Below are 26308 nucleotides of genomic sequence, written 5' to 3' on the forward strand. Positions count from 1 at the left end.
CCTCACTCGCCGCGCAGCCGGTAGCCGACCCCGCGTACGGTCTCCACCAGGCCGGGGTCGCCCAGCTTGCCGCGCAGCGACCCGACGTGCACCTCGACGGTGTGCCCGTCGCCCCAGGTGGTGCCCCAGGCGTCGAGCAGGATCCGGTCCCGGGCGACCGCGACCCCGGGCTGCCGGGCCAGGGAGAGCAGGACGTCGAACTCCTTGCGGGTCAGCGCTACCGGCCGGCCGGCCACGGCGACCGTCCGCGCGGCCACGTCGATGCGGACGGGCCCGGCCTCGATCAGGTTGCGCTCGGGCACCGTGTGCGCCGCGCGGCGCAGCACCGCCTCGATGCGGGCCTGGAGCTCGGTCATGGAGAAGGGCTTGACCACGTAGTCGTCCGCGCCAAGCCGCAGGCCGAGCACCCGGTCCCGCTCCTCGCCCCGGGCGGTCACCGCGATGATGCCGAGCTGGCTGCTGCGCCGGCGCAGCTCGCGGCACAGGTCGGTGCCGTCCCCGTCCGGCAGGGTCAGGTCGAGCAGCACCAGGTCGCAGGGGGCGGCGGAGAGGGCGGCGGCGACGGTCGCCGCGTGCTCCACCTCGTACCCCCGGCGGGTGAGGGCGGAGGAGAGCGCGGCGGCCACCCGACGGTCGTCCTCGACCAGCAGGATGCGCACCCGGGGCCCCCATTCGTCGGCGTGTCGACCCCGAATGGTGACAGAAGCCGGCCGGGAGCGGGAGGGTAGGCCCCGCGTCGACCGCCGTGCGGACGGCGGCCCGGACCCCTCCGGCCCCCGCCGGAAGCGGGCGGCAGGCCGCGGGCCGGAGCCCGGAGACCCCCGTCGAGAGCGGCGGCGGGCGTACCGCGGAGAACCGGGCCGGTTCTGCGTAGGCTGCCGGGGTGATCTACAAGCTGCTGACCACCGTCGAGTGGGACGACGCCCTGGCCGCGGGGCACTTCGTCGGCACCGCCACGGACGCGCAGTCCGGGTTCATCCACCTCTCCGGGCCCGACCAGGTGGTCGAGACGGCCCGCCGGCACTTCACCGGCGCCACCGGGCTGACCCTGCTCACCGTGGACCCGGCCCGGCTGGGCGACGCGCTGCGTTGGGAACCGTCGCGCGGCGGCGCCCTCTTCCCCCACCTCTACGGGCCGCTGCCGGTGCCGGCGGTGGTGGCCGCCGACGCCCTGCCGGCGGACGTGCCGGTCGCCGACGCCGTGGCGGAGCTGCTCGGCTGAGCGGTCGATATGCTACGCCGAGTCCGCGCGCCCCGGCCTCACTCTCCGTGCCCGGGGCCGGCGCGGCAGCCCGGACCCGCGCGGGCGGCCGCCCCTCCCGGCGTACGCCGAACGCGGGTCACCGACGGCGCCCGGCGCGCCCTGCGACCCATGCGAGTTGAAGGATGACTGACAGCAGTTCCCCGTCCCCCTCGGTCTTCGTCCACCCGACGGCCGACGTCGAGGAGGGTGCCCGGGTCGGCGACGGCACCAAGGTCTGGCACCTGGCCCACATCCGGTCCTCCGCCCAGGTGGGCGCCGGCTGCGTCATCGGCCGCAACGTGTACGTCGACGCCGGCGTCGCGGTCGGCGACCTGGTCAAGATCCAGAACAACGTCTCCGTCTACCAGGGGGTGACCCTGGAGGACGAGGTGTTCGTCGGGCCGTGCGCCGTCTTCACCAACGACTTCCGGCCCCGCGCGCAGAACCCGGACTGGAAGATCACCCCGACGGTGGTCCGCCGGGGCGCCTCGATCGGCGCGAACGCGACCCTCGTCTGCGGCATCGAGGTCGGCGAGTACGCGATGATCGCGGCGGGTTCCGTGGTGACCAAGGACGTGGCGCCGTACCAGCTCGTGGCGGGCAACCCGGCGCGGCCGAAGGGCTGGGTCGACGAGCGGGGCGAGGTCGTCTCCCGGGACGTGGACACCCCGCCGCAGCGGCAGGGCTGACCCTCCGACGAGAAACGGCGGTGGACGGGCTCTCCCGTCCACCGCCGTCGCGCGTACGCGCCGGTGCTCAGCGGCAGAGCCGCGCGATCTCCTCCCGGAACCGCTCCATGGGGTTCGCCTCGGCCGGGCCGAGCAGGTAGGTCTTCAGCTCCCGCCGGGCGTCGGTCATCGGGTCGTCGCCGGCCCGGGTGACGGACACGATCTTCTCCAACTCGCCGCAGTCCCGGGAGAGCAGGTACGCCGCCCGCGACGTCGGGTATTCCCGACGGAACTCGTCCTCCGGCAGGCCGCCCGGGTTCGCCACCACGTACGGCCGCTGGCTCTGGACGAAGTCCGAGACCACACTGGACACGTCGCTGATCAGCAGGTCGGTCTGGTTGAAGCAGTCGAACAGCGCCGGCGTCCGGCCGGTGACCACGAGGTGCCGCGTGCCGTCCAGGGAGGTCGCGTCCGGGTTGCCGCCCGCCGCGCGGATCCGCTCCACGATCCGCTCGTGCACCGTCTTCGCCTCCTTGGCGCGGGAGCCGGTCAGCGGGTGCGGCTTGTAGATGAGCCGGACCGCCGGCGCGGTGGCGAGCAGCCCCTTGACGATCCGCTCCCCCATCAGCACCAGCGAGGTGTGGTACGGGTCGTCGTCCAGCCACCCCTCCCAGGTCGGGGCGTAGAGCACCGTGAACGGCCGGTCGACGGACTCCGCGCCGAACGTGTGCACCCCGGCGAGCTGCGGCCGTCCGATCTCGACGATGTCGGAGTCGAGCACGCCCACCCCGGCCCGGGCGTACCGCTCGCGCCCGGCGAGGCCGGCGACCCACACCTCGTCGTACACCTTGCTGTACGGGTTGACGCTGGCCTGCTTGTCGCTGTCGCCGTGCCCGACGAAGACGTGCTTCATGCCGGGCTCGCGGAGCATGTGGATGTTCGCGCCGACGTTCGCGGCGTAGAGCGCGGCGCGCACGCTGCCCAGTTCGAGGTTCATGAAGTCCACGCCGGCCGGCACGCAGATCACCGGCAGCCGGGTGTCGGCCAGCTCGAGGAACGCCTCCTTGTTGCGCAGCAGCACCACGCCGCGCTGGTCGAGCGCCTCGGTCGGGGCGAGCCACATGTTGGCCTGGTAGACGTCCTTCGCCGGCCCCGCGAAGTAGAGGGCCACCTCCGGCCGGTAGCTGTCCAGCCAGCGCTGGACGGCGGGCAGCAGCGGGCTCTGGCCCGTCCCGCGCCCGCGCAGCCAGGTCAGCGCGACGATCCCGCCCACCAGCGCGGCGGCGAACACGGCCACCACTCCCGCGCCGATCACCGGGGCGGCGTTGTCGAGCACCGCCGCGAACACGGCGGCCGGCGCCAGCACCACGTTGACCAGGGCCAGCCGGTCGCCGGCGAGCCAGGCCGCCCAGTCCGGCGGGCGGGGCGCGGCCCGCATCGGGCCGAGGTCGATGTTGCGCACCAACGCCGACAGGGGGTTGCGCCGGTCGATCATCGTGGCGAGCGCGCCGGCGAAGACCGAGATCAGCCAGACGGTCGACGGCAGCACCAGGACCAGGCTGAGTTCCCACGCGCTCGGCCGGACCTCGGCGACCACCAGCAGGACGACCGAGAGGTCGCGGGCGAGCTGCCGGTAGTCGCCCCGCAGGCCGACCTTCTCGAGCAGTGTGAGTGTGGCGGGCGACCAGCGGGCGAGCGCGTACTCGCCGGCGAGCGCGGCCAGCCCGGCGACGGCGAAGACGCCGATCCAACCGAGCGCGCCGGCGGCGAGCATCACCAGGTAGGCCAGCAGCAGCAGCGCGCCGCGGGCGGCGACTCCCGCCGGTCCCATCAACTTGCCGAACAAGGACTAGCTCCCTACGAGATCGACGACTGGCTCACCGACCGTCACTGGCGCCGTGACGGCAGCGTTCCCCGCTTCGGCGACCGTCGGCGCCCGGACGCCACCGGCGCCCCGACGGAACGCGACGGGACGGGACAGCGGTCGCGGCGACCCGCCTGTCCGTCCATCGTCGCTGACCAGCGACGGCACCGGCGCCCGCGGCCACCCCGCCACCACGCCGGTGTGACCTTAACGCGAAGGAACGCGCCGGTATCGCTCGGGTACCGCCACACCGGGACGATTTGGTCCCTCCGGGCCACAGTCGCCACCTCGGGGGGATGATCCACCGCAAAAACGACGCCGGTGACGACGCGTCGCCGATGGCCGGTTCGCCGGGTCAGCGCGGCCGGCTCCCGTTCCTATACTGGTCCGGCCGCTCGCCGACCGGGTGGCCGCACGGGCGGCCGCACCTCGGCTCCGCGCACCAGCCGCCGCGGGGCAACCGCGAGTTCCGTTGGAAAGGATCCACGGTTTGACCAGCCTCATCGCGCTCGCCGTCGCCATCGTGCCCGGCGCGCTGCTCGGATTCGCGCTGCCCCCGGGCCGCTACCGGTGGGCCACCTGGGCCGCCGCCCCGGCGTTGACCCTGGGCCTGGTCACCCTCGCCATGACATGGCTGCCGAAACTCGGGCTGCCGGACGGTCCGCTGGCGGTGCTCGCCGCCGAGGTGCTGCTCGCCGGCCTCGCGGTGCTCGCGTCCCGGCTGGTGACCCGCGGCCTGGTCGACCCGGACGCGACCGACCGCACCGCCACCGCCGACGGCGACGCCGCCAGGCGGCCGACCGACGCCGGGTGGCGGGGGCGGATCACCCGGCTGCGGCTGCCGGCGGTACGCCCCGGCCGCGCCGACGTCCTCGGGATCGCCGTGCCCGCCGTGGTCAGCGTCGCCTTCGGCTGGCTGATGCTGGGTCGGCTCGTCGCCCCGCCCGGGTGGGACGCCATGAACCACGGCTTCCTCACCCGGCGGATCATGGAAACCGACAGCGTGCTGATCTCCTCGGCCTGCACCAGCGGTTCCACCGATCCGGCGCTGTCCTGCTCCTTCTACCCGCTCGCGGCCAACGTGGCCTGGGCCCAGGCGGCGGAGATCTCCGGCGGGCGGATCAGCACGGTGCTGAGCGCCTGGTCGATCCTCGTCGGGCCGCTCGCGCTGGTGGCGGCCGTCTACGCCTGCGTCCGGGCCCTCGGCGGCAGGCCGGTGGTGGCCGCCAGCGCCGCCGCCGCGCCGGCCGTGCTCGGCCCGATGTGGATGTCGGTGATCACGGGTCGGATCACCGAGCAGACCGCCCCCTGCATGGCCGGGGCGATCGCGCTGCTGATCGCGCTCGCCGCGCGCGGCGCCCACCCGGTCCGGCTGGGCCTGCTCGCCGGCCTGTGCGGCGCCGGGATCGTCATGACGCACACGTACGACGTGCTGTTCATCGCCGTCCTGGCGATCGGCATGCTGCTGGCCGTACGCGGCCGGTGGGTGCTGCGCCGGGTCGCCGCGGCGGCCGGCGCGATGGTGGTGGCCGGGCTGGTGCCGCTGCTGCCCCTGCTCGGGGTGCTGGCCGGCGCCAACGGCGAGCGGCTGTCGAACCCGCCCGCCCTGCTCGGCAGGTACGGCGAATCGTTCGAGTACTGGGTCACCGACCCGCAGCGGTACGTCCTGTTCGCCTACCCGGGCGTCGGCGGTCAGGACTTCCAGCTCAGCGAGCCGACGATCCAGGTCGGCCTCTGGCTGGTCATCCCGTGCCTGCTGCTCTCCCCGCTCTGCCTGGTGCTGCCGCGGCTGCGGTGGGCCCGGCCGTGGTTCGCCGCCGGCGTGGTCTGGACGGCGATCGGGGTGTGGACCACCGCGTCCGACTCGACGGCCGCGATGACGCTCTCCAGCCTGTGGTACGGCGTCCGGGAGCGGGTCCGCTCGATGATCTTCCCGGTGTACGGGCTGCTGGCGGTCGCCGGCGCGGTGGTGCTGGGGCTGGCCGTGCAGTGGCTGCTGACCCGCGTCGCCGCGAAGGCCGGGGCGCTGCGCGGGTCGGAGGCGCCGACGGCGGTCGCCGCCGGGGTACTGGTGGCGGTGCTGCTCGGCCTCGCCGCGGTACCGGCGAGCTGGCAGCCGCTGCGCGGCGCGCTCAAGGGCCGGGCGCCGGTCGGCGCCTCCTACGAGAAGACGTTCGAGTGGCTGGCGGAGAACAACCCGCCCGGCGCCACCGTCGCCTACGACCGGCACCACGAGTTCATCACCTGGGCCTACGCCGACTACGAGGTGCCGCTGCTGTTCGGCATCCCGCCGCTGCCCGGCCTGCCGGCGGAGAACTACGAGCGGCGGTGGGACGCGTGGAACTGGCTGGTGAACAACGCCGACGCCCGGCCCGCCGGGTGCGAGGTGCGCCAGTTCAACATCTCGTACGTGGTGGTCGGAAAGCGGAACATGCCCGGCGCCTGGGACAAGCACTACGAGCGCGAGCGGCTGGAGACCAGCGACCGGCTGGAGCTGGCCCACACGATCGGCCGGATCAACATCTACCGGGTCACCGAGGCCGGCCGGAGCTGCGCCACCGGGGGCTGAGCGCGACGGCCGGGAGACGACGAAGGGGCGGGGCGACCACGGTCGCCCCGCCCCTTTTGTCGGTCCGTCAGCGCCCGTTGTCGGCGAAGAGCCGGCCGACCACCCGGTGCGCGGGCAGGATGCGCTGCCGCTCCACGTCGGCGTCGGCCGTGCCGGCGACGATGTCCAGGAAGTGGTCGAGCTGGGCGGCGAGCGGCTCCCGGTTGGTGAGCAGCTCCGGGACCTCTATGATGCTCTGCTGCCGGTAGCCGCGCCCGTCCGGCGTGGCCGCGTCCGACGAGACGTGCCGATAGATGGTCACGTCCTTGCGGATCAGGTCCGCCTCGATCAGCCGGTCGACCTCGCTGATCACCAACGTCCGGACCTTGCGCTGCCCGATCCGGCTGGCCGAGACGTTGGCCAGGGCACCGCTGCCGAAGTTCAGCACCGTCTCCGCCACGTCTTCCGCCTCGGCGAGCGAGTCCGGGTGGAAGTGGCCGAAGGTGCCCCGGACCCCCACCGGCTCCTCGCCGCCGAACGCCTGGATCGCCAGGTCGACGTCGTGGATGAGCAGGTCCCAGGCGACCCCGGTGCGGATCCGCGGCGCGTACGGCGAGTGCCGGGTGGCGGTCAGGTGCACCGGGCGGTCGACCAGGGCGAGGGCCGTCAGCACCGCCGGGTTGAACCGCTCCAGCAGGCCGCACAGCAGCGGCACGCCGCGCTTGCCGGCGGTGGCCACGATCTCCTCGGTCTCGGCGAGGCTGCCGCAGACCGGCTTCTCGATCAGCAGCGGCTTGTCGGCGGCGAGCACCTGGTCGGCGAGGCCGTGGTGGAACTCGGTCGGCGCGGCGATCACCACGGCGTCGACGTCGGAGAGGTCGTCGGCGTTCGGGGCCCAGCCGGCCCCGTACCGCTCGGCGATCTGCTGGCCGACGGAGCGCCGGGGCTCGATCACCCGGGCCAGCTCCGCCCGGTCGGACTGGGCGATCACCCGGGCGTGCAGCGAGCCCATCATCCCGGTGCCGACCAGGGCGAAACGCACCTTGGCGGTCATGCGCCCACCGCCGCGCGGACGGCCTCGACCACCTGGTCGACGTCGCTGTCGGAGAGGTGGTGGTGCACCGGCAGCGAGACGCACTGGCGGACGACCCGGTCGGCCACCGGCGCCGGGTCGGCGACCACGCGGGGGTGGTCCCGGTAGCAGTCGTAGTCGTAGACGGTCTTCGGGTAGTAGATGCCGCAGCCGACGCCGCGCTCGGTCAGCCGGGTGATCACCTCGTCGCGGCTCACCGGGGCCTCGTCGGTGACCAGCACCGTGTACTGGTGCCAGACGTGCGAGCGGCCGGGCAGCTCGGTCGGCAGGCGCAGCCCGGGGACGTCGGCCAGGCCGGCGGAGAGCCGGGCGGCGTTGTCCTTGCGGCGCTTGACGTTCTCGCCGTACGTGGCGATCTGCGGGATGCCCAGCGCGGCCTGCAGGTCGGTGAGGCGGTAGTTGTGCCCGGCCACCTCGTACTGGTAGCGCTGCCGCATGCCCTGGTTGCGCAGCACCCGCAGCCGGTCGGCGAGGCCGGCGTCGTCGGTGGTGATCATGCCGCCCTCACCCGTGGTGAGGTTCTTGGTGGCGTACAGCGAGAAGGTGCCGAGCCCGAAGCTGCCGGCGCCGCGCCCGGAGATCGTGGCACCGAGCGACTGGGCGGTGTCCTCGACGAGCCCGAGGCCGTGCTGCCGCGCCAGCGGGGCGATCGCGTCCATGTCGGCGGGCTGGCCGTACAGGTGGACCGGCATGAGCACCTTGGTGCGCGGGCCGACGGCGGCGGCGAGGGCCTCCGGGTCGACGCAGAAGTCGTCCTCGCGGATGTCGGCGAACCGGGCGGTGGCGCCCGCCTCGAGGATCGCGTTGAGGGTCGCGACGAAGGTGAAGGGGCTGGTGACGACCTCGTCGCCAGGCTGGAGGTCGAGCACCTGGAGCGCGGCCACGAGCGCGGTGGTGCCGTTGTTGACGGCCACCGCGTGCTCGACGCCGACCAGGTCGGCGAACTCGCGCTCCAGACGGGCCACCATCGGTCCCTGCGCGATGACGCCCGAACGGATCACCTCGACCGCCAACCGTTCGGCCGCCTCGTCCAGCTTGACGACGGAAATCGGGATCACAAGCGCTCTCCTTGGGGTGTGGGGCAGCGTGCAGACGGTAGCAGCGCGGGAGGACCCCGGCACATCTGGACCGCCCCGGCGAGAATCCGCGCACGCCCGGGGGAGGGCCCGACTCGCCGACCGGGCTGGGTTCGTGGTACGCCCCGCGCTGCGCTAGTCTCGGCGAATTGTGCAGGCGACCCCAACGGGTCAGGGCGACGCGGAGGCAGGACGGCCGTGGCAGAGACCGCGACGCAGGTCGAAACGGTGACCGCACCGGCCGAGGGGGCCGGCGCGGCGAAGGGCCCGTCCCGCTGGCTCTCGTTGGGCGTACGGGTCGTGGTGATCGCGGCGATCGCGGCGGGCATGACCTGGAGCGTCGTCAGCCAGTGGCCGGACGTCCGGCAGACCTGGCTCGACCTGGCGTGGCCCTCGGTGGTGCTCGCCGTGCTGGCGGTGCTCGCCGGGATGTTCGCCAACTCGATGGCGTGGCGGGCCGCGGCGGAGGACCTGGAGCACCGGGTGTCCGTTCCCGCCGCCCTGCGGATCTGCATGGTCGGGCAGCTCGGCAAGTACATCCCGGGCAGCGTGTGGGCGTACGTCCTGCAGATGGAGTTGGGCCGGCGGGCCGGGCTGCCGCGCGCGCGGGCCTTCCTGGCCACGCTGGTCGCGCTGGGGCTCGGCGTGGTCGCCGCGCTCGGCGTCGGCCTGCTGAGCCTGCCCTCGCTGCTGGACGCGACCGCCGAGACCGGGGCCGAGTACGCCGAGCCGGTCCGGGTGGCGCTCTACATCGTCGCCGTGCTGTTCCCGATCGCCCTGATCTGCGCGATTCCGGCGGTGCTCACCCGGCTGATCCAGATCGTCCTCAAGGTGCTGCGCCGACCGCCGCTACAGCACCGGCTGACGCTGCCCGGTGTGCTGCGGGTGGTCGGCTGGAGCGCCCTGGGCTACACGCTGTTCGGCGTGCACCTGTGGCTGCTGGCCAACGCCCAGGCCGCTCCCGGCGTCGGCGGCCTGCTGCGCAGCATCGGCTCGTTCGCCATCGCGATGACCGTCGGGATGTTCGCCTTCCTCTCCCCCTCCGGGCTCGGCGTCCGGGAGGCCGTGCTGGTCGCCACCATGGCGCCCTTCCTCGCCGGCGCCGGGGGCATCGGGGCGGCGACGGGCATCGCCCTCGCCTCCCGGCTGATCTTCACGGTGGCGGACCTCCTCGCCGCCGGCATCGCCGCCCTGTCCGGGGTGCGGCAGCTCCGTCGGGGGACGCCCGACGAGGCCGACGAGGCGGTCGCCGTCGAGCAGGTTCCGACGCCCCGCTCCGCCGCCGACCAGGCCGCCGCGCCGGTCACCACCCGCTGACGCCACCCCGCCGGCCCGTGCCCGGCGGAGACCGTCCCGCGAAACGCCGGTGCCCCCGACCACGCTCGTGGCCGGGGGCACCGTCTCGTCGTACGGTCAGCGGCGGCGGGCGGCCGCCATCTCGCCGAGCACCTCCAGGTGCCGGTGCAGCACCCGGTCGAGGCTGAAGCGCTCCCGGATGAGCGACTGGCCGTTGACGCCGATCTGCTTGGCCAGGGCCGGGTCGGTCAGCGCGGCGATCAGCCGCTCGGCCAGGCCCGACACGTCGCCGGGCCGGCAGAGCAGGACGTTCTCGCCGTCGCGCAGCGAGATGCCGGGGAAGTTGTCCGCCCGTGCGGGCGCCACCACGGGCACGCCCGCAGCCATCGCCTCCAGGGTCGCCGTGCCGAGGCCGAGCCCCTGCTCGTGCGACTCCACCGTCGCGGCGGCCAGGTAGTCGGGGATCTCGCTCTTGGCCACCTTGCCGGCCGCGATGACGGCGTGCTCGACGCCGAGCGCCCGGGCCCGCTCCGCGAACACCCCGTAGTAGACCTGGCCGCAGATGAGCAGTTTCGCGTCCGGCACCTTGGCCAGCACCTCGGGCAGCGCCTCGACCAGCGCGATGCGGTCGCGCAGCGGGATCACGTGCCCCACCGACAGGATCACCGGCGAGGTGCCCAGGTCGTGCCGCTCGCGGACCCGCTGGGCGTTGCCGCCGACCACCCAGTCCGGGTCCACCCCGACCGGGATCGGCACCAGGCCGGAGTGCGCGCCCCGGTAGCGGGCCTCGATGTACTCCTGCATGAGCACGTCCATCACCACGAGCCGCGGCTTGGACCGCCACATGAACGGCTTGACCATGGTCGCGTCCAGCCCGCGGAACACCTTCGCGTAGCGGGCCTGCGGGTTCTCCAGCCGGGTGTGGATGGACAGCAGCGCCGGCACCCCGCGCTTGCGCGCGTAGAGCGCGGTCGCCCAGGTCAGGTCGAAGAACTGGCCGTGCTGGTGGATGACGTCCGGCCGGAACTCGTCGAGCAGCTTGCGGACCCGGCGCAGCAGGCTGGGCCGGGTGGTGAACGAGATGTCGAAGCTCACCGCCAGCCGGGTCTGCGGCAGCATCCACGCCGGCAGCCGGACGATCCGCAGCCCGTCGCGCTCCTCGACCGCCGGGGCGTCCTGGTAGGCGGCCGTGAGCACCAGCACGTCGTGCCCCTCGGCGGCGTAGCCCTTGGCGAGCGACTCGGACAGGTGCGAGCTTCCGCCCGCGCGCGGCGGGAAGAAGTTGTTGACCACTGCGATACGCACGGGAGGGGTGCTCCTAGCTCTCCGCTACAGGGACGAACCGGACATCGCCGCCGTCCAACTCGACTGTGGAGACCACCCGGGCGGGGACCCCCGTCACGACCGCCCCCGGTGGCACGTCTCTGGTGACCACGGCCCCCGCGCCGACGACCGCACCGTCACCGATGGTGACGCCCATCATCACGGTCGCGTTCGCCCCGATGAACACCCGGTCGCCGATCGCCACCGGCGCCCGGTCCACGGAAGCATGGGCACGCCCCGACACGCAACGCCGGGCGGTGGAGTGGGTGTAGATCTGCGCGCCGCAGCTGATGTCGCAGCCGGCTCCGATGGTCAGCCCACCGGAGCCGTCGATGACGGTGAACGCGCCGATCCACGTGCCCGCGCCGATCACCGGCTCGCCGATCACCCACGCGTGCGGGTTGTACGGGTTCGCCGGGAGCCCGTGCGACGACGGACCCCCGGCGGACGGCGACTGGGTCACGCGACCTCGGTCTTGATGAGGTCGGTCATCCCGTCCTCGACGGCGATGGTGGGCTCCCAGCCGAGCACCTCGCGGGCCCGGGTGATGTCGGCGGCGCGCCGGCTGACCAGCACCTCGCGCGGGTTGAACTGCGGCTGCACGTCGACGCCGACAGCCTTGATCAGGATCTCGGCGAGGGTCGCGATCGAGGTGTCGATGCCGGTGCCGATGTTGACCGGCACGTTGCCCTGCTCGGCCTCCATCGCCGCGACCACCGAGCGGGCGATGTCGTGGACGTGGATGAAGTCCATCGACTGCTCGCCCTTGCCGTCGATGACCGGCGGCTCGCCGTTCTTGAGCCGCTTCACGAAGTGGTTGATCACCGAGGTGTAGTAGGCGGTCGGCTTCTGACCCGGGCCGTAGACGTTGAAGAACCGCAGGGCGATCCAGTTCAGGCCCTTGCTGCGCTGGTAGAAGCCGAGCAGGTCCTCGCCGGCCCGCTTGGAGATGCAGTACGGGGTGAGCGGGTCGAGCCGGTCGTCCTCGTGCATCGGCAGCTTCTTCGGGTCGCCGTAGACCGACGCCGACGACGCGAAGACCAGCCGCTTGACACCGTGGTCGGCGGCGGCGGCGAACACGTTGTGGTTGCCGACCATGTTGATGTCGATCGACTCGTACGGGTCGGCCTGGCTCTTGTTGATCGAGACCGCGGCCAGGTGGATCACGTAGTCGCAGCCCTTCATGGCCGCGTGCACGGCGCCGCCGTAGCGGACGTCCTGGTCGATCAGCTCGACGTCGCCGGTGGCCACCAGCTCCGCGACGCGGTCCCGGTCACCGCGGAACATGTTGTCGAAGATGCGGACCTTGTAGCCCTTCTCCAACAGCATCGGCACCACGTGCAGGCCGATGAAACCCGCGCCTCCGGTGATGAAGACGGTCTGCTTCGACATGGCGGAGCGTGTCCTTCCTTGGGGAGTCAGCGGCTGGTGGCCGCGGTGTTGACGACGTCCACCAGCGTGGCCGCGACGGTCTCGACCTGGGCGTCGGTGAGGTTGGCGTGCATCGGGATGGCCAGGTGCCGGGCGAACAGGTCCGCCGAGACCGGGCAGGGCGTGGTCTGGCCGTAGAGCGGCTGGACGTGCGAGGCGTACGTGCCGAAGGTGCACTGCACGCCGCGCTGCCGCAGCGCCAGCGCCACCGCGCCCCGGTCGACGGAGGGCGCCAGCGTGACGACGTACGACTGCCAGGGGTGCTCGCGGTCGGGCGCCTCGTACGGGGTGGTGATCAGCTCGTGGTCCTTGAGCAGCTCGCCGTAGCGGGCCGCGGTGCGGCGCTTCGCGGCCAGCAGGTCCGGCAGCCGGTCGAGCTGGGCGAGCATGATCGCCGCGGAGATGTCCGAGAGCCGGTAGTTGTAGCCCAGCTCGGTGAAGGTCGGGATCGGCAGGTGCGACAGCTCGGCGCGGGTGAGCGCCCCCTCCACCCCGTACGTGTGCAACTTGCGGGCGTGGGCGGCGAGGTCCTCGCGGTCGGTGACGTACGCCCCGCCCTCGCCGGCGGTGATGCCCTTGCGGCCGTGGAAGCTGAAGGTGGCGACGTCGGCCAGGCTGCCGGCCGGCCGGCCCTTGTAGGTGGCGCCGGCGGAGCAGGCGGCGTCCTCGACCAGGAACAGGCCGTGCTTGTCGGCGATGGCGCGCAGCTCGTCGTAGTCGGCGGGCTGCCCGAACGCGTCGACGGCGATGATGCCGACGGTGCGCGGGGTGATCGCGGCCTCGACGGCGGCCGGGTCGACCGTCCAGGTGTCCGGCCGCACGTCGGCGAAGACCGGCGTGGCGCCGGCCCACATCACCGAGTGCCCGGTGGCCGGGAAGGTGTAGTCGCCGACGATCACCTCGTCGCCCGGCTTGACACCGAGAGTGAGCAGCGCCAGGTGCAGCGCCGAGCCGCAGTTGCTGGTGGCGAGGGCGTGCCGGGTGCCGGCGGTGGCGGCGAAGCGCTCCTCGAAGCGGCGGCAGGTGGGCCCGGAGCCGGCGAGCCAGCCGGAGGCGAAGACCTCGGCGATGGCCGCGAGCTCCGCCTCGCCGACCGTGGGCTGGCCGAGCGCGATGACCTCAGACATGTGACCCCCAGAGTGATGGACCCGGAGCAGTCTAGGCCAACCGGGCGGGTCGTCCGCGAGTCGGGCACGCGGGACGGCTTGGTTACCATCGGTCGCGGCGTCGGCAGGGGAGATGAGATGACCAGGTTCGTGGTGGTGGGTGGCGGCATCGTCGGGCTCGCCGTGGCACACCGGCTGATGACCGACCGGCCCGGGGACCAGGTCACCGTGCTGGAGAAGGAGGCCGGCTGGGCGGCCCACCAGACGGGGCACAACTCGGGCGTCATCCACGCCGGCGTCTACTACAAGCCGGGCAGCCTGAAGGCCACCATGTGCAAGGCCGGCAGCGCGTCGATGGTCGAGTTCTGCGAGCGGCACGGGCTCGCGTACGACATCTGCGGCAAGCTGATCGTCGCCACCGACCCGGAGGAGCTGCCCCGGCTGCACGCCCTGCACGAGCGGGCCACGGCCAACGGCCTGCCGGCGCGGCTGATCGAGGCCGCCGAGGCGGCCGAGTACGAGCCGCACGTCGCGGCCGTCGCCGCGCTGCACGTCGCCTCGACCGGCATCGTCGACTTCGGGGCGGTCTGCCGCAAGCTCGCCGAGCTGCTCGCGGCGGGCGGGGCGGAGCTGCGCACCGAGACCGAGGTCACGGGCGTGGCCACCCGGCCCGAGGGCGTGGTGGTCAGCACCACCAGGGGCGAGGTCGTCGCGGACGTCCTGGTCAACTGCGCCGGTCTGCACGCCGACCGCATCTCCCGGCTGGCCGGGGTGCCCACGCCGGTGCGGATCGTGCCGTTCCGCGGCGAGTACTACGAGTTGGTGCCGCAGCGGCAGGGCCTGGTGCGGGGGCTGATCTACCCGGTGCCGGACCCGCAGTTCCCGTTCCTCGGGGTGCACCTGACCAAGATGATCGACGGCAGCGTGCACGCCGGCCCGAACGCCGTGCTGGCGACCGCCCGGGAGGGCTACTCCTGGGGCCGGATCAGCCCGCGCGACATCTGGGACGAGCTGACCTACCGGGGCCTGTGGGCGCTGGGCCGCCGGCACTACCGCTACGGGCTGACCGAGGTGGCCCGGTCGCTGTCGAAGAAGCGGTTCGCGGCGAGCCTGGCCCGGCTGGTGCCGGAGCTGACCCCGGCGGACATCGTCCGGGCCGGCGCCGGCGTCCGCGCCCAGGCGATCCTGCCCGACGGCGGGCTGGTGGACGACTTCCTCATCGTCGAGGCGGACCGGCAGGTGCACGTGCTCAACGCGCCCTCCCCCGCCGCGACCAGCTCGTTGGAGATCGCCCGGCACATCGTCTCCCGGCTGCCGGTCGACGCGCCGCGCTGACCCGACGGGCCCGGGGCGGACTGCCCCGGCCCCGGGCCGGTCGGGCGGGCGGCGAGTTCCGGGCCCGCACGGGTTCGGGGCGGCGAGTTCCCGGGGCCCGCACGGGGCGGGCGGCGCCGGTCCGGGGCGGGCGCTGGGCGGCCGGTCAGGCGGGCGTGGCGTCGGTGGCCGCCGCGCGGGGCCGGGGCACGGCGGCGCCGGCGCCGAGCCCGGTGGCCACCGCCTCGACCAGCGTGTCCAGGTACGCGTCGGTGAGCGGGGTCCGCGCGATCGCCAGCCGCCAGTAGAGCGGGCCGACGATCAGGTCGACGGCCGCCTCGGGGTCGGTGTCGGGCGGCAACTCGCCGCGCTGCACGGCGCGGCCGATCAGCCGGCCGCCGATCTCCTGCTGCCGCGCCCGCAGCAGCTGCTGGAGGGTCTGGTCGATGGTCGGGTTGCGGGCCGCCTCGGCGAGCAGGTCGGGGATGATCTGCGAGGCCAGCGGGTGCCGCAGCGCGCGCGCCACGACCTGGAAGAGCAGTTGGAGGTCGCCGCGCAGGGTGCCGGTGTCCAGCGCCGGCATCTTGCCGGTGGCCGCCGCGGCGACGATCTCCAGCACCAGTTCGAGCTTCGAGCTCCAGCGCCGGTAGATCGCGGTCTTGCTCACCCCGGCCCGCCGGGCCACCGCCTCGATGGAGAGCCGGCCGTAGCCGACCGCGGCGAGCTCCTGCATCAGCGCGCGGCGGATCGCCGTGGTGATGTCGTCCCGCAGCACCGCCGCGCCGGCCGGCACCCGCCTCTTCCCGGTCGTCACCTGGATCTCGTCTCGGCTGTCACGAGGAACAATGTAGCGCAACGACGGTACGGTTGCGTCCCGACGTGTTTCGGACTACTGTCCACGCAGCGGCGAGGCGGCGCTCCCCGCTTGGTTCCATCGTCGCGCCTCATCCGTCGTCACGAAAGATCGGAGCGCCCATCCCATGGCCAACACCGCGCTGGCCGACCCCGACTCCGGCCTCACGCAGGCGCAGCTGGCCGCCCGCCACGGGCTCCGGGTCGCCGGCGAGCGGCCGCCCCTGGCCGAGTACGCCCGGCGGCTCTGGCGCTACCGGCACTTCATCGCCGCGTACGCCAACGCGAAGCTCGTCGCGTCGTTCAGCAACGCCCGGCTCGGGCAGCTGTGGCAGGTGCTCACCCCGCTGACCAACGCGGCGGTCTACTACCTGATCTTCGGCGTGGTGCTGAAGCAGGACAGCATCCCGAACTTCATCGCCTACCTCTGCACCGGTCTGTTCATCTTCAACTTCACCCAGACCGCCGTGCAGAGCGGCACCCAGTCGATCACCGGCAACCTGGGCCTGATCCGGGCGCTGCACTTCCCCCGGGCCTGCCTGCCGCTGGCCGTCACGGTCACCCAGTTCCAGCAGCTCCTCGGCTCGATGGTGGTGCTCATCGCCATCGTGCTGGTGACCGGCGAGCCGATCACCTTCGCCTGGCTGCTGCTGGTCCCGGCGATCATCCTCCAGGCGGTCTTCAACGCCGGGCTCACCATGACCGTGGCCCGGATGGGCGCGAAGCTGGCGGACCTCAAGCAGGTCATGCCCTTCGTCCTGCGCACCTGGATGTACGGCTCCGGCGTGCTCTACAGCGTGGCGCTCTTCGAGGAGCAACTGCCCGGCTGGGCCTCCCGGCTGGTCGAGTTCAACCCGGCGCTGGTCTACATCGAGCTGGCCCGCGTCGCGCTGCTGGAGCAGGCGCCGCTGCTCAGCTCCTCCGTGCTCCAGCTCTGGCTGGCCGCGGTGGGCTGGGCGATCGTGATGGGCGTCGGGGGTTTCATCTACTTCTGGCGGGGCGAACAGGAGTACGGCCGTGGTTGAGCAGTTCGAGTCGTCCAACGACGTGACGGTGACGCTGCCCCGGGTCCAGGACCGGGTGCCGACCGTGGTGGTCGACGACGCGCACGTGATCTACCGGGTGCACAAGGGCGGCGGCGGGGGCGGCGGCCCGGTCGGCGCGCTCAAGCGGATGGTCAGCCGCACCTCGGCGCCGAACATCCGGGAGGTGCACGCGGTCAAGGGGGTCAGCTTCACCGCGTACCGGGGCGAGGCGATCGGGCTGATCGGCAGCAACGGCTCGGGCAAGTCGACCATGCTGCGGGCGATCGCCGGCCTGCTGCCGGTCAACCGCGGCGCGGTCTACACCCAGGGACAGCCCTCGCTGCTCGGCGTGAACGCGGCACTGCTCAACGACCTCTCCGGCGAGCGCAACGTGGTGCTGGGCTGCCTGGCCATGGGGATGCCGCCGGCGGAGGTGCAGCGGCAGATCCCGGAGATCATCGAGTTCTCCGGGATCAACCAACGGGGCGACTTCGCCTCGCTGCCGATGCGCACCTACTCCTCCGGCATGGCGGCCCGGCTGCGCTTCTCCATCGCCGCGGCCAAGAAGCACGACGTGCTGCTCATCGACGAGGCGCTCGCCACCGGCGACAAGGGCTTCCGCAAGCGCAGCGAGCAGCGGGTGCGGGAGCTGCGGGAGAGCGCGGGCACGGTGTTCCTCGTCAGCCACCAGCTCTCCTCGATCAGGGACACCTGCGAGCGGACGATCTGGCTGGAATCGGGCGTCCTGCGCATGGACGGCCCGACCGACGAGGTCCTGCGGGCGTACGAGGCGTTCGCCAACGGCAAGTAGCGCGCCGGACGGCATCGACGGAGATGCCGGCGGACCGCGTCGTCCCGTTGGGGCGGCGCGGTCGGCGCGTTAAGGTTCATCCGGTCGCCGCGCGGGCGGAACCGTCTGTTCACGCACCCCTGAGAGTGAGGATTCGGCAATGACGCAGGACCACACCACTGGCCCGGACGCCACACCGGAGACCCCGGCGCCGTGGCGGCCCTCGCGGACGGTGGCGGTGGTGCTGGCCGGCGGCACCGGGACCCGGCTGGGTCTCGGCATCCCGAAGCAGCTGCTGAAGATCGCCGGCAAGCCGATCATCGAGCACACCCTGGCGGTCTTCGAGGCCGCCCCCGAGATCGACGAGATCATCGTGCTGATGGCCACCGGCCACGTCGCCGAGGCCCAGCAGATCGTCGACAAGGCCGGCTTCCGCAAGGTCACCAAGGTCATCGAGGGCGGTGACACCCGTAACGCCACCACCCGGATCGCGCTGGACGCGGTCGGCGAGGGCGACTGCAACATCCTCTTCCACGACGCGGTGCGGCCCCTGGTCAGCGGCCGGATCGTCCGGGAGTGCGTGAACGCGCTCTGGACGTACTCCGCGGTCGACGTGGCCATCCCGTCGGCCGACACGATCATCCAGGTCGACGAGGACGACTGCATCACCGACATCCCGGTGCGCTCGTCGCTGCGCCGCGGCCAGACCCCGCAGGCGTTCCGCTCGGGCACGATCCGCGAGGCGTACCGGATCGCCGAGGGCGACCCCCACTTCGCCGCCACCGACGACTGCGGCGTCGTGCTGCGCTACCTGCCGGGCACGCCGATCAAGGTCATCGACGGCTCCGACGAGAACATCAAGGTCACCCACCCGGTCGACGTGCACCTCGCGGACAAGCTGTTCCAGCTCGCCGCCGCGCAGGCCCCCCGGGTCACCGACCACCGCAGCTACACCGAGGAGCTGACCGGCCGGACCATCGTCGTCTTCGGCGGCAGCTACGGCATCGGCCACGACCTGGCCGAGCTGGCCCGCCGCTACGGCGCGCAGGTCTTCCCGTTCAGCCGTTCCAGCACCGGCACCCACGTGGAGCGCGCCGCGGACGTCGAGGCGGCGCTGAAGACCGCCTTCGAGGCCACCGGCCGGATCGACCACGTGGTGGTCACCGCCGGCATCCTGGAGAAGGGCGCCCTCGTCGAGATGGACGAGGAGACCATGGACCGGGTGCTCCAGGTCAACTTCGTCGGGCCGGTCATCGCCGCCCGCCAGTCGCTGCCGTACCTCCAGCAGACCAAGGGTCAGCTGCTGCTCTACACGTCCAGCTCCTACACCCGGGGTCGCGCCCAGTACGCCCTCTACTCCTCCACCAAGGCGGCCCTGGTCAACCTCACCCAGGCGCTCTCCGACGAGTGGGCCGAGTTCGGCGTACGGGTCAACTGCATCAACCCCGAGCGCACCGCGACCCCCATGCGCACGAAGGCGTTCGGCGAGGAGCCGGAGCACACCCTGCTCGCCGCCGAGACCGTCGCCCAGGCCTCGCTGGACGTGCTGATCTCGGACCTGACCGGTCAGGTCATCGACGTGCGCCGCGCGCCGGGCGAGGTGCCGGCCCAGCCGGTGCCGGGGCAGGCCGAGCGGGCCGCCAGCCCGGCCAGCGCCGGCTGACGCGGGTCTCGGGCCACGGCGGGGAACGGAGCCGACATGCGTGGTGACCTGGTCCGGAAGCTGATCGCCCGCGCCCTGGCCACCGGCCTGGCGGTGCTGGCGTTCCTCGTCGTCGCGCTGACCGGCGCGACCGGCTGGGGGCTGGGGCTGGCGGTGGCCGCCCTCGCGGCGGCCGCCTGGGAACGGCGGGTCCGCCCGGGCGCCGACAGCGTCGCCGAGACCGCGCTGGTCGCGGCGGCGGTCCTGGTCGGGTACGCCCGGCGCCTCGACGCCGGTTTCGACCCCGCGCTGGCCGCGACGGCGCTGGTCCTGCTGGGGCTGGTGCTGCTCGTCGGGCCGCTGCGGGACGCCGGCGGCCTGGAGGTGCGCGCCGCGAACCTGCCGGTGCGCACCTGGACGCCCCTGGTCGCCGCGCGCCTCGGCGACGCCCTGCTGGGGCTGCTCGCCCTGGTGGCGGCGGCCGCCGCGGCGACCCTGCCGGCCGGGGTGGCGCTGGGCGCCGTCGCGCTGGTCGCCGCCGGCGCCGGGGCCGTCGGGCTGGACCTCGCCCGGCGGCGGTTCCGGCCGGGGGCCGGCGGGTCGGCGGTCTCCCGCGCGCTGCGCCGGCACCAGCCCGAGTTCCTGCTCCACTTCTCCGCCCCGCCCGGCTCGGAATACCAGGTCACCATGTGGTTGCCGTACCTGGAGCGGATCGGCCGGCCGTTCCTGGTCATGGTGCGGGAGCCGGAGTTCCTGCCCACCGTCGCCGCGGCCACCACGGCACCGGTGGTCTACTGCCCGACGACGAAGGCGATGGACGAGGCGCTGGTGCCGAGCCTGCGGGTGGCGTTCTACGTCAACCACGGCGCGAAGAACAGCCACTGCATCCGCTTCACCCAGCTCACCCACGTCCAGCTGCACCACGGCGACAGCGACAAGGCGCCGAGCGCCAACCCGGTCTCCGCCATCTTCGACCGGATCTTCGTCGCCGGTCAGGCCGCCGTCGACCGGTACGCCCGCGCGGGCGTGGACATCCCGGCGGAGAAGTTCGTGGTGGTCGGCCGGCCGCAGGTCGAGTCGATCGAGGTCCGCCCGGAGCCGGTGCGCGGCCTGCCGAACCCCACGGTGCTCTACACGCCGACCTGGACGGGCCACCACGCGGACGCCAACTACTGCTCGCTGCCGGTGGCCGAGGCGCTGCTGCGCGGGCTGCTGGCGCGGGGCGCGACGGTGATCCTGCGGGCCCACCCGTACACCTCGCAGAACCCGGCCTCGGCGCGGCAGCTGGGCCGGCTCACGGAGCTGCTGGCCGCGGACCGGGCCCGGAGTGGCCGGCAGCACGTCTTCGGCGCCGCCGCCCGCGAGCTGACCCTGACGGAGTGCGTGAACCGCTCGGACGCGCTGGTCTCCGACGTGTCCGGGGTGATCTCCGACTACCTCTACTCCGGCAAGCCGTACGCGGTCACCGACATGGGCGACGAGGGCGACCGGTTCGCCGAGCGGTTCCCGCTGGCCGGCTCGGGCTACGTGCTGCGCCGCGACATGTCCAACGTGGACGAGGTGCTGGCCGCGCTGCTCGACACCGACCCGCTCGCCGCCGCCCGCTGGGCCACCCGGCGCCGCTACCTGGGCGACTTCCCGGCCGAGTCGTACGCCGAGGCGTTCCTGGACGCCGCGCGGCGGCTGCTCGACGCGGGCTGGAACGCGCCGACGCCGCGCGCCGTCGGCGGGACCGGCCTGCCGGTCGAGCCGGACGAGGCGACCCTCTCCCCCACCACCTGACCGGCCCGGCACCTCTCGCGGGTCAGCGGTACGGGTCGACCAGCTCCAGGACGGCCTCGGGGGCCTCGACGTGGGCGTTGTGGCCCAGGCCGGGCAGGGTGGCGACCGGCACGCCCAGCTCCTTGAGCTGGGCGTCGGTGACCATGGGGTCGTGCTCGCCGCGGGCCAGCAGCACCGGCACGTCCGTCGCCGCCAGCAGGGCCCGCAGGTCCGGCTCCCCCACCCCGAACGCGGCGGGGTCCATCGCCAGCCGCCAGCGGCCGTCGACCTGCCGCAGCCCGGCCTCGACCACCGGGTGGTCCGGCGCGAAGAGCCCGGTCAGGCCGGCCACCCGCAGGTACCGGCGGGCCGCCTCGTCCCGGCTGGCGAACCAGGTCACCGGTCGGGCGGCCAACTCCCCGGCCTTCGCCAGCTCGGCCGGGGACCAGACGGCCTTGATGCCGAGCCCGACCACGGCGTCGACCGGCAGCCCGGCGCGGCGGGCGGCCAGCGCCAGCCCGACCACGCCGCCGAGGGAGTGCCCCAGCACGACGAGCCGGTCCCCCGCCGCGAGCCCCGCGGCGATCCGGTCGGCCAGCCCGGCGAACGAGTACGCCGACAGCGGCGGCGACCAGCCGTGGCCGGCGAGGTCCGGCGCCAGCCACCGCCCCGCCCACCGGCGCTCCAGCAGCGGCGCCCAGGGCAGCCACACGTCCCCGGTCGCGCCCATGCCGTGCAGCAGCAGCAGGACGCGCCGGCCGTCCCGGTCACCCGATTCGTCGGCCATAGGCCGCAGTGTGCCACCCGCCGTACGCCCCGGCGAGGGCCGTGACCCGGAGACGACATCGGGCGCCGGCTCCCGGGGTGGGGAGCCGACGCCCGACGGGTGTCTTTCTCAGGCGGAGTAGCCGCGGGTGGCAGCCCAGTTCGCCAGGGCGATGGTGGACATCCAGTACGACGCGGTCGCCGGGTTCGCCGAGTCGGCGATCTTCACCTGCCGGCCCTCGTCCTGGTAGCCCACGACGGCGATGTAGTGGCCGCCGGGGAACGAGTGCCAGCCGCCGTCGGTGTCGGTGGCGCTGCCGGCGACGTTCACCACGACACCCCGCCCGTCCGTGATGGCGGCGACCACGTCGGCCTGGAGCTGGTCCATCTGCGCCGGGGTCGCGGCACCGCCCGGGATCATCCGGGTCCGGTACGGGTCACCCTTCACCGTCGCGTTCAGCACCCGGGTGGTGTCCTCGGCCGAGTCGGTGCCCATCTCGTCGGTGCCCAGCTGGGCGCCGAGGGCGTCCTGGCTGCGCGCGATTCCGGCGGCGCTGAGGGCGTGCCGGACGGCCGCCGGACCGCAGTTGTAGAAGGTGGTCTGGGCCTGGTAGTCGTAGTCCAGGGACTTCGCCTTCGGCGGCTTCGGCGGCTCCGGCTTGCGGGTCAGATCCGGGTTCGGGGCGGCGCTGGTGGCGCTGGCCGACGGAGCGGCGCTGGACGCGGCCGGGGCGCCGGTCGACGGGGCGGTCGCGACGCGGGCGTCGCCGCGCGAGGCGACGCTGCCGTCCCGCAGCTCGCTCACGGCCACCGGGGCCTGTGCGGCGGCGGGTGCCTCGTCGGTGCCGGCCAGCAACGCGCCGGTGCCCGACGCGAGCACGAGCGCCGCGGCCGACGCGGCGGCCACCTGGTACGGACGCTCGGACGTGAGGCGACGGAGCTGACGCTTGAGGTGGTGCTTCACGGTTTCCTCCACGGGCTCGGGGGGTGAGCGGCCGCCGGTCCGCGCAGGGGGGACCGACCGCGCGGACGGCGTCCGGCGGTGGTGGACCACTCAGGGGATGCGCCCGGGATGCCGGGCGACGGGCGGTGACCGGTGGGTCAGCTCGCGGCGTGCGGACGGGCGAGCGCGGGCACCGCGGCGCCGTGGAGGCGCCGGAACGACCGGGGGGCGGGTGGGTGCTGCACGGGGATGGAACTCCTTCCGACGCCGCCGACCGGGTTAGCTGACGGATTCGGGCGGGAAGAACGCCCTACCGCGGGCCGTGGCCCGCGGATTCACCCCGATGTTGCACTGGGTCCCCGGCTCGCCTGTTCACGATTAGGCGGGTCGGCGCGGCGTCGCCTCTTGCGATCGGTTACCGCACCGGACGGGCCGACACTACTGGCCGGCCCGCGCCCTGCCAACCCGCTCCCACCTGCCTAAACCTTGATCTTCGGACTTTTTTTGCGGTCAGTTCGGCACTGACGCGACTCAATGGGACGACCGTTTCCCGACGCACCTTGCGTCGACAACCGGACGAGCGGCGGACATCGGCGCGGAATCGTCGGCGGGAATCGGCCGGGCCGCGCCGGATGACCGGTTCGGCGCCGCTATGACCGGCGTCACGAAATTGCCCGGCGGTGTCAGCCCACCCGCGCGGGCCGCCAGCGCGCGGCGAGCGCGGGCCGACGCCCGGCGGACACCGGCCGGGCCGCCGGGAGCCGGCCCGGCCGGAGCCGGACCGCTGCGGCGTACGCCTCCCCGGCCAGGGCCCGCGCCGCCTCGGCGGCCAGGTCGGCGTCCCGCCACGCCGCCCGTTCCCGCTCGGCGGCGGCCCGGTGGGCGGCCCGCTTCGCGTCGCGTACCGCCCGGGCCAGCGCGATCTCCTGCTCGACCGGGTGCCGGCGGGGATCCCAGCCGGCCCGGCGGCCGAACACCTCGCGGAGTTGGCGGGTGGAGAGGTCGCCGCGCCAGTGGGCCGCCACCGCCGCATGGTGCAGCCAGCGCTCGCGGGCGGCGTACTCGGCGGGCGTGCGCGGCGTGCGCGGGGCGGGCAGGGCGGCGGCCCCGGTGAGGCGGCGGGCGGCGGTCTCCGCCTCGTCGTACGCCCGCCAGGCCCGGTCGGCCTCCTCCTGGGCGGCGAGCCAGTCGGCCCGCCACCGCCGGGCGGTGCGGGCGGCCCGGCCCGCCGCGACGGCCACCTCCTCGGCGTAGCGGCGCAGGTCGGCCGCCTCCGCCACGGGGTCGACCGCGGGCGGGGCGACCGGCTCGTCGGCCAGACGGAGCCGCTCGGGGCGGGCGACCAGCACGGCGAGCACGGTCAGGGCCAGCAGGAGCAGGGCGGACCAGATGGCGGCGGCCCGCGGCACCTCGATCAGGAACTGGTAGACGACGGTCTCCATGGTCGGCACCTCACGGGGAGCGAGTGCGTCAGCGGGTCGCACGCGGCGCCCGGGTGGCGGGGCGTGGCGGTGCCACGTCCCGCCGCCGGGACGGGCGCGGGTGGTGGAGAGCGGAGGACGGGCACCTGTCAACGCCTGCGATAGCGGAAGGAGCCCTTCCTACGCCGTGCGGCGGGCGTGGTCGCGGGGCGCGCGTGCCCCGCGGGATGGTGCGGATCAAACGTGCGGCGGGCCCCGGGGGACGGCCGCGCCGGGGGTGTGCCCGCCCGGCGCGGGGGCCGGGCCGGGGGTGACGGCCCCGGCGGCCTCACCCGGGTCGGCCGGAGCAGCGGGGTGGCCGGGGCCGGTGGCGGCCCGGTCGACGGCGGCACCGTCGGAGAGGACGCGGTGGTCGGTGACCGCCACGGGCGGGTCGGCGGGTGCCAGCGTGACGGGGAAGGCCGGGACCAGGGGCGCCCAGGTGTCGGTCGCGGAAACTCCGGCCTGGGCCGAGGCGGCGGCGGGAAGGGCCCCGGCGCCGACGGCGAACGCGACCGCGACGGCGAGGCCGGTCAGCAGCCGCACGGCCCACCGCGCCACCCACCACAGGGGACAGGTGAGCGCGACGGGAAGCACGCGACCACGCTACCGCCGATGCCACCGGTCCGCATCGCCGCCCGGCGTGTCCCGTCTGCGGCGGTCGCGGCGGCCCTTTGGACCGGTGCTCTGCGCGCCCGGCCGTCCACCGGAGGACCGCACGGACCAGGGTGGACGGGTGGTCCGGCCGCCCCAGCGGGTCGACCTGTGTCAGTGGACGCGATCGTCCTACGCCCGGGGGCGCGGCCGGCCGGCCGTCGCACGGGACTCGACGTACGCCGGTCGGCGGTCCGCCTCCGGCTCGGCGTGCCGGGGGCGCGGCACGACGCGTCCCCGCTCCCCCGGCACGGCCGGCGCTCGCTCCCCTGGTCGCTGCCGCGGGGCGGCCACACCTTCGACCGGCGGCGTCGCCCGGGCCGGGCGGCGCGGGCCGAGCAGCCGCATCATCGGCGTCTCGACGAAGCGGTGCAACGCTCCGGCGAGGGCCAGGTTGGCCAGCAGGAAGCCGAGCACCGCGGCCAGCCCCCACCAGCCGCGGTACCCGACGCCCCAGTCGCCGGTGAGCCGGAGCACGGTCACCATCACCAGCACGTGCACCAGGTAGAAGGCGAAGGAGACCTCGCCGAGCCAGACCATCGGCCGGGACCGCCACGGCGACCGCCGCCCGCGCACGTCCGCGTCCGCCGCCGCGGTGATGACCAGGATGTACGCCACCGCGAGCAGGGCCGCCCACAGCTCGGCGCGCACCCACTGCGCGGCGACCACCCAGGTGGCCACGAAGACCAGGCTCGCCACCGGCAGGCCCGGCCCCCGCCACCGGCCGCGCCGCATCAGCTCGGCGGCGGCCACGCCCATCCAGAACTCCAGGGACCGGACGGGCGGGAAGATCTGGGTGAACCACCAACGGCTCTCCTCGGGCACCAGGGCCTGGGCCGGCCAGAGCGCCAGGATCAGCAGCGGCACCGCGACGACCACGGTCCACAGTGCCCACGGCCGGGCCCGGCGGAGCAGCGGCAGCGCCAGCGGCAGGCAGAGGTAGAAGAAGAACTCGCAGGACAGCGACCAACTGACCGTGTTGATGCTGTAGAACGCGCCCGGCCGAGGGTCCCACGCCTGGAGCAGGAAGAGGTTCTCCACCGCGACGCCGCGGTCCACCGGGTCGGCGAACCAGGCCGCGACCAGCAGGGCGAGCGCCCACAGCGCCACGTGGCTGGGCCAGATCTTGGCGATCCGGCGACGCCAGAACGCCCGGCGGGAGTCGGTCGGCCGGGCCGACCACACCAGCACGAAACCGCTGAGGATGAAGAAGAACTGCACGCCGGACAGGCCCAGGGTGAAGACCCAGTTCACCACTGCCCGGTGGTCCGGCTCGGCGATGATCCCCATCGTGCCGGCGTGGAAGCCGAAGACGAGCAGGGCCGCCACCCAGCGCAGCCCGGTCAGCGAGGGCAGCCGACCGGCCGGGGGCGCGGGCCGGGCCTCCGGCGCGACGGTCGCGGCCCCCGTCATGCCGGCGGCCCGGCGGTCCGCAGGGTCACCAGCACGTACGT

The 26308-nt window shown here is 74.1% G+C and carries 23 protein-coding genes and 1 riboswitch; of the genes, 9 read left to right on the top strand and 14 right to left on the bottom strand.

Annotated features, from left to right (window positions below; all coding sequences use genetic code 11):
• Positions 1-2 precede the first annotated feature (2 nt).
• The gene (locus ACZ6Q9_RS17900; protein ID WP_393267546.1) at positions 3-659 is read right to left on the bottom strand and encodes a response regulator transcription factor; all 657 of its coding nucleotides are present in this window, start codon (positions 657-659) and stop codon (positions 3-5) included.
• Positions 660-883: 224 nt separating this feature from the next.
• On the opposite strand from ACZ6Q9_RS17900, the gene ACZ6Q9_RS17905 reads away from it, so the two are divergent.
• Together ACZ6Q9_RS17905 and ACZ6Q9_RS17910 are read left to right on the top strand one after the other, a co-directional pair.
• Positions 884-1222, top strand: coding sequence for a DUF952 domain-containing protein (locus ACZ6Q9_RS17905; protein WP_396830199.1), 339 nt, complete (start codon positions 884-886; stop codon positions 1220-1222).
• Positions 1223-1386: 164 nt separating this feature from the next.
• Entirely contained in the window at positions 1387-1932 is a 546-nt protein-coding gene (locus tag ACZ6Q9_RS17910; RefSeq protein ID WP_396830200.1) for an acyltransferase, read from the top strand.
• 67 nt (positions 1933-1999) lie between these two features.
• Here the strand turns inward: ACZ6Q9_RS17910 and ACZ6Q9_RS17915 are convergent, their stop codons facing one another.
• The gene (locus ACZ6Q9_RS17915; RefSeq protein ID WP_393452440.1) at positions 2000-3757 is read right to left on the bottom strand and encodes a CDP-glycerol glycerophosphotransferase family protein; all 1758 of its coding nucleotides are present in this window, start codon (positions 3755-3757) and stop codon (positions 2000-2002) included.
• A gap of 508 nt (positions 3758-4265) precedes the next feature.
• Between ACZ6Q9_RS17915 and ACZ6Q9_RS17920 the strand changes: the two genes are divergently transcribed.
• Entirely contained in the window at positions 4266-6344 is a 2079-nt protein-coding gene (locus tag ACZ6Q9_RS17920) for a DUF6541 family protein (protein WP_396830201.1), read from the top strand.
• Positions 6345-6411: 67 nt separating this feature from the next.
• Here the strand turns inward: ACZ6Q9_RS17920 and ACZ6Q9_RS17925 are convergent, their stop codons facing one another.
• The gene (locus ACZ6Q9_RS17925; protein WP_393267557.1) at positions 6412-7377 is read right to left on the bottom strand and encodes a Gfo/Idh/MocA family protein; all 966 of its coding nucleotides are present in this window, start codon (positions 7375-7377) and stop codon (positions 6412-6414) included.
• The gene (locus tag ACZ6Q9_RS17930; RefSeq protein WP_393452435.1) at positions 7374-8474 is read right to left on the bottom strand and encodes a DegT/DnrJ/EryC1/StrS family aminotransferase; all 1101 of its coding nucleotides are present in this window, start codon (positions 8472-8474) and stop codon (positions 7374-7376) included. Before ACZ6Q9_RS17930 ends, ACZ6Q9_RS17925 begins: the two co-directional genes overlap by 4 nt.
• Positions 8475-8690: 216 nt before the next feature.
• On the opposite strand from ACZ6Q9_RS17930, the gene ACZ6Q9_RS17935 reads away from it, so the two are divergent.
• Positions 8691-9809: a lysylphosphatidylglycerol synthase domain-containing protein gene (locus ACZ6Q9_RS17935; protein ID WP_393452432.1), complete on the top strand. Its 1119-nt coding sequence runs from the start codon at positions 8691-8693 to the stop codon at positions 9807-9809.
• Between the two features lie 96 nt (positions 9810-9905).
• On the opposite strand, the gene ACZ6Q9_RS17940 is transcribed toward ACZ6Q9_RS17935, so the two are convergent.
• From ACZ6Q9_RS17940 to ACZ6Q9_RS17955, 4 genes are read right to left on the bottom strand one after another with little or no spacing between them, the layout of a single operon-like run.
• Positions 9906-11093, bottom strand: coding sequence for a glycosyltransferase family 4 protein (locus ACZ6Q9_RS17940; RefSeq protein ID WP_350706511.1), 1188 nt, complete (start codon positions 11091-11093; stop codon positions 9906-9908).
• Positions 11094-11106: 13 nt separating this feature from the next.
• A complete protein-coding gene (locus tag ACZ6Q9_RS17945; protein WP_393267568.1) occupies positions 11107-11574 on the bottom strand; it encodes an acyltransferase in 468 nt (155 codons plus the stop codon).
• Positions 11571-12503, bottom strand: coding sequence for an NAD-dependent epimerase/dehydratase family protein (locus ACZ6Q9_RS17950; RefSeq protein WP_350677830.1), 933 nt, complete (start codon positions 12501-12503; stop codon positions 11571-11573). Before ACZ6Q9_RS17950 ends, ACZ6Q9_RS17945 begins: the two co-directional genes overlap by 4 nt.
• 26 nt (positions 12504-12529) lie before the next feature.
• Positions 12530-13669, bottom strand: coding sequence for a DegT/DnrJ/EryC1/StrS family aminotransferase (locus tag ACZ6Q9_RS17955; RefSeq protein ID WP_393452429.1), 1140 nt, complete (start codon positions 13667-13669; stop codon positions 12530-12532).
• Positions 13670-13786: 117 nt separating this feature from the next.
• Between ACZ6Q9_RS17955 and lhgO the strand changes: the two genes are divergently transcribed.
• On the top strand, positions 13787-14983 hold the full coding sequence (gene lhgO, locus ACZ6Q9_RS17960; protein WP_393267573.1) for an L-2-hydroxyglutarate oxidase: 1197 nt from the start codon (positions 13787-13789) through the stop codon (positions 14981-14983).
• A gap of 145 nt (positions 14984-15128) precedes the next feature.
• Here lhgO and ACZ6Q9_RS17965 read toward each other — a convergent pair whose 3' ends face one another.
• Positions 15129-15737, bottom strand: coding sequence for a TetR/AcrR family transcriptional regulator (locus tag ACZ6Q9_RS17965; RefSeq protein ID WP_396830233.1), 609 nt, complete (start codon positions 15735-15737; stop codon positions 15129-15131).
• Positions 15738-15942: 205 nt separating this feature from the next.
• On the opposite strand from ACZ6Q9_RS17965, the gene ACZ6Q9_RS17970 reads away from it, so the two are divergent.
• The 4 genes from ACZ6Q9_RS17970 (at position 15943) to ACZ6Q9_RS17985 (ending at position 21053) form a co-directional block, all read left to right on the top strand.
• Positions 15943-16839 carry an ABC transporter permease gene (locus ACZ6Q9_RS17970; protein ID WP_393267575.1) on the top strand — a complete coding sequence of 299 codons (897 nt, stop codon included), beginning with the start codon at positions 15943-15945 and terminating at the stop codon, positions 16837-16839.
• Positions 16832-17650 carry an ABC transporter ATP-binding protein gene (locus ACZ6Q9_RS17975; RefSeq protein ID WP_396830202.1) on the top strand — a complete coding sequence of 273 codons (819 nt, stop codon included), beginning with the start codon at positions 16832-16834 and terminating at the stop codon, positions 17648-17650. Before ACZ6Q9_RS17970 ends, ACZ6Q9_RS17975 begins: the two co-directional genes overlap by 8 nt.
• A gap of 139 nt (positions 17651-17789) precedes the next feature.
• Complete coding sequence (locus tag ACZ6Q9_RS17980) at positions 17790-19292, top strand: D-ribitol-5-phosphate cytidylyltransferase (protein WP_396830203.1); 1503 nt, start codon at positions 17790-17792, stop codon at positions 19290-19292.
• A 36-nt stretch (positions 19293-19328) separates the two neighbouring features.
• On the top strand, positions 19329-21053 hold the full coding sequence (locus tag ACZ6Q9_RS17985; protein WP_396830204.1) for a CDP-glycerol glycerophosphotransferase family protein: 1725 nt from the start codon (positions 19329-19331) through the stop codon (positions 21051-21053).
• Between the two features lie 22 nt (positions 21054-21075).
• On the opposite strand, the gene ACZ6Q9_RS17990 is transcribed toward ACZ6Q9_RS17985, so the two are convergent.
• From ACZ6Q9_RS17990 to ACZ6Q9_RS18010, 5 genes are all read right to left on the bottom strand, one after another.
• A complete protein-coding gene (locus ACZ6Q9_RS17990) occupies positions 21076-21819 on the bottom strand; it encodes an alpha/beta fold hydrolase (RefSeq protein ID WP_396830205.1) in 744 nt (247 codons plus the stop codon).
• A gap of 108 nt (positions 21820-21927) precedes the next feature.
• The gene (locus ACZ6Q9_RS17995; protein WP_393267586.1) at positions 21928-22773 is read right to left on the bottom strand and encodes a C39 family peptidase; all 846 of its coding nucleotides are present in this window, start codon (positions 22771-22773) and stop codon (positions 21928-21930) included.
• Between the two features lie 220 nt (positions 22774-22993).
• Positions 22994-23135, bottom strand: a riboswitch (cyclic di-AMP (ydaO/yuaA leader).
• A gap of 288 nt (positions 23136-23423) precedes the next feature.
• Complete coding sequence (locus ACZ6Q9_RS18000) at positions 23424-24182, bottom strand: hypothetical protein (protein ID WP_396830206.1); 759 nt, start codon at positions 24180-24182, stop codon at positions 23424-23426.
• A 216-nt stretch (positions 24183-24398) separates the two neighbouring features.
• Complete coding sequence (locus ACZ6Q9_RS18005; protein WP_396830207.1) at positions 24399-24797, bottom strand: hypothetical protein; 399 nt, start codon at positions 24795-24797, stop codon at positions 24399-24401.
• A 189-nt stretch (positions 24798-24986) separates the two neighbouring features.
• A complete protein-coding gene (locus ACZ6Q9_RS18010) occupies positions 24987-26267 on the bottom strand; it encodes an acyltransferase family protein (protein ID WP_393267594.1) in 1281 nt (426 codons plus the stop codon).
• Positions 26268-26308 lie beyond the last annotated feature (41 nt).

The organism is Micromonospora sp. NPDC049139 (assembly GCF_055586845.1).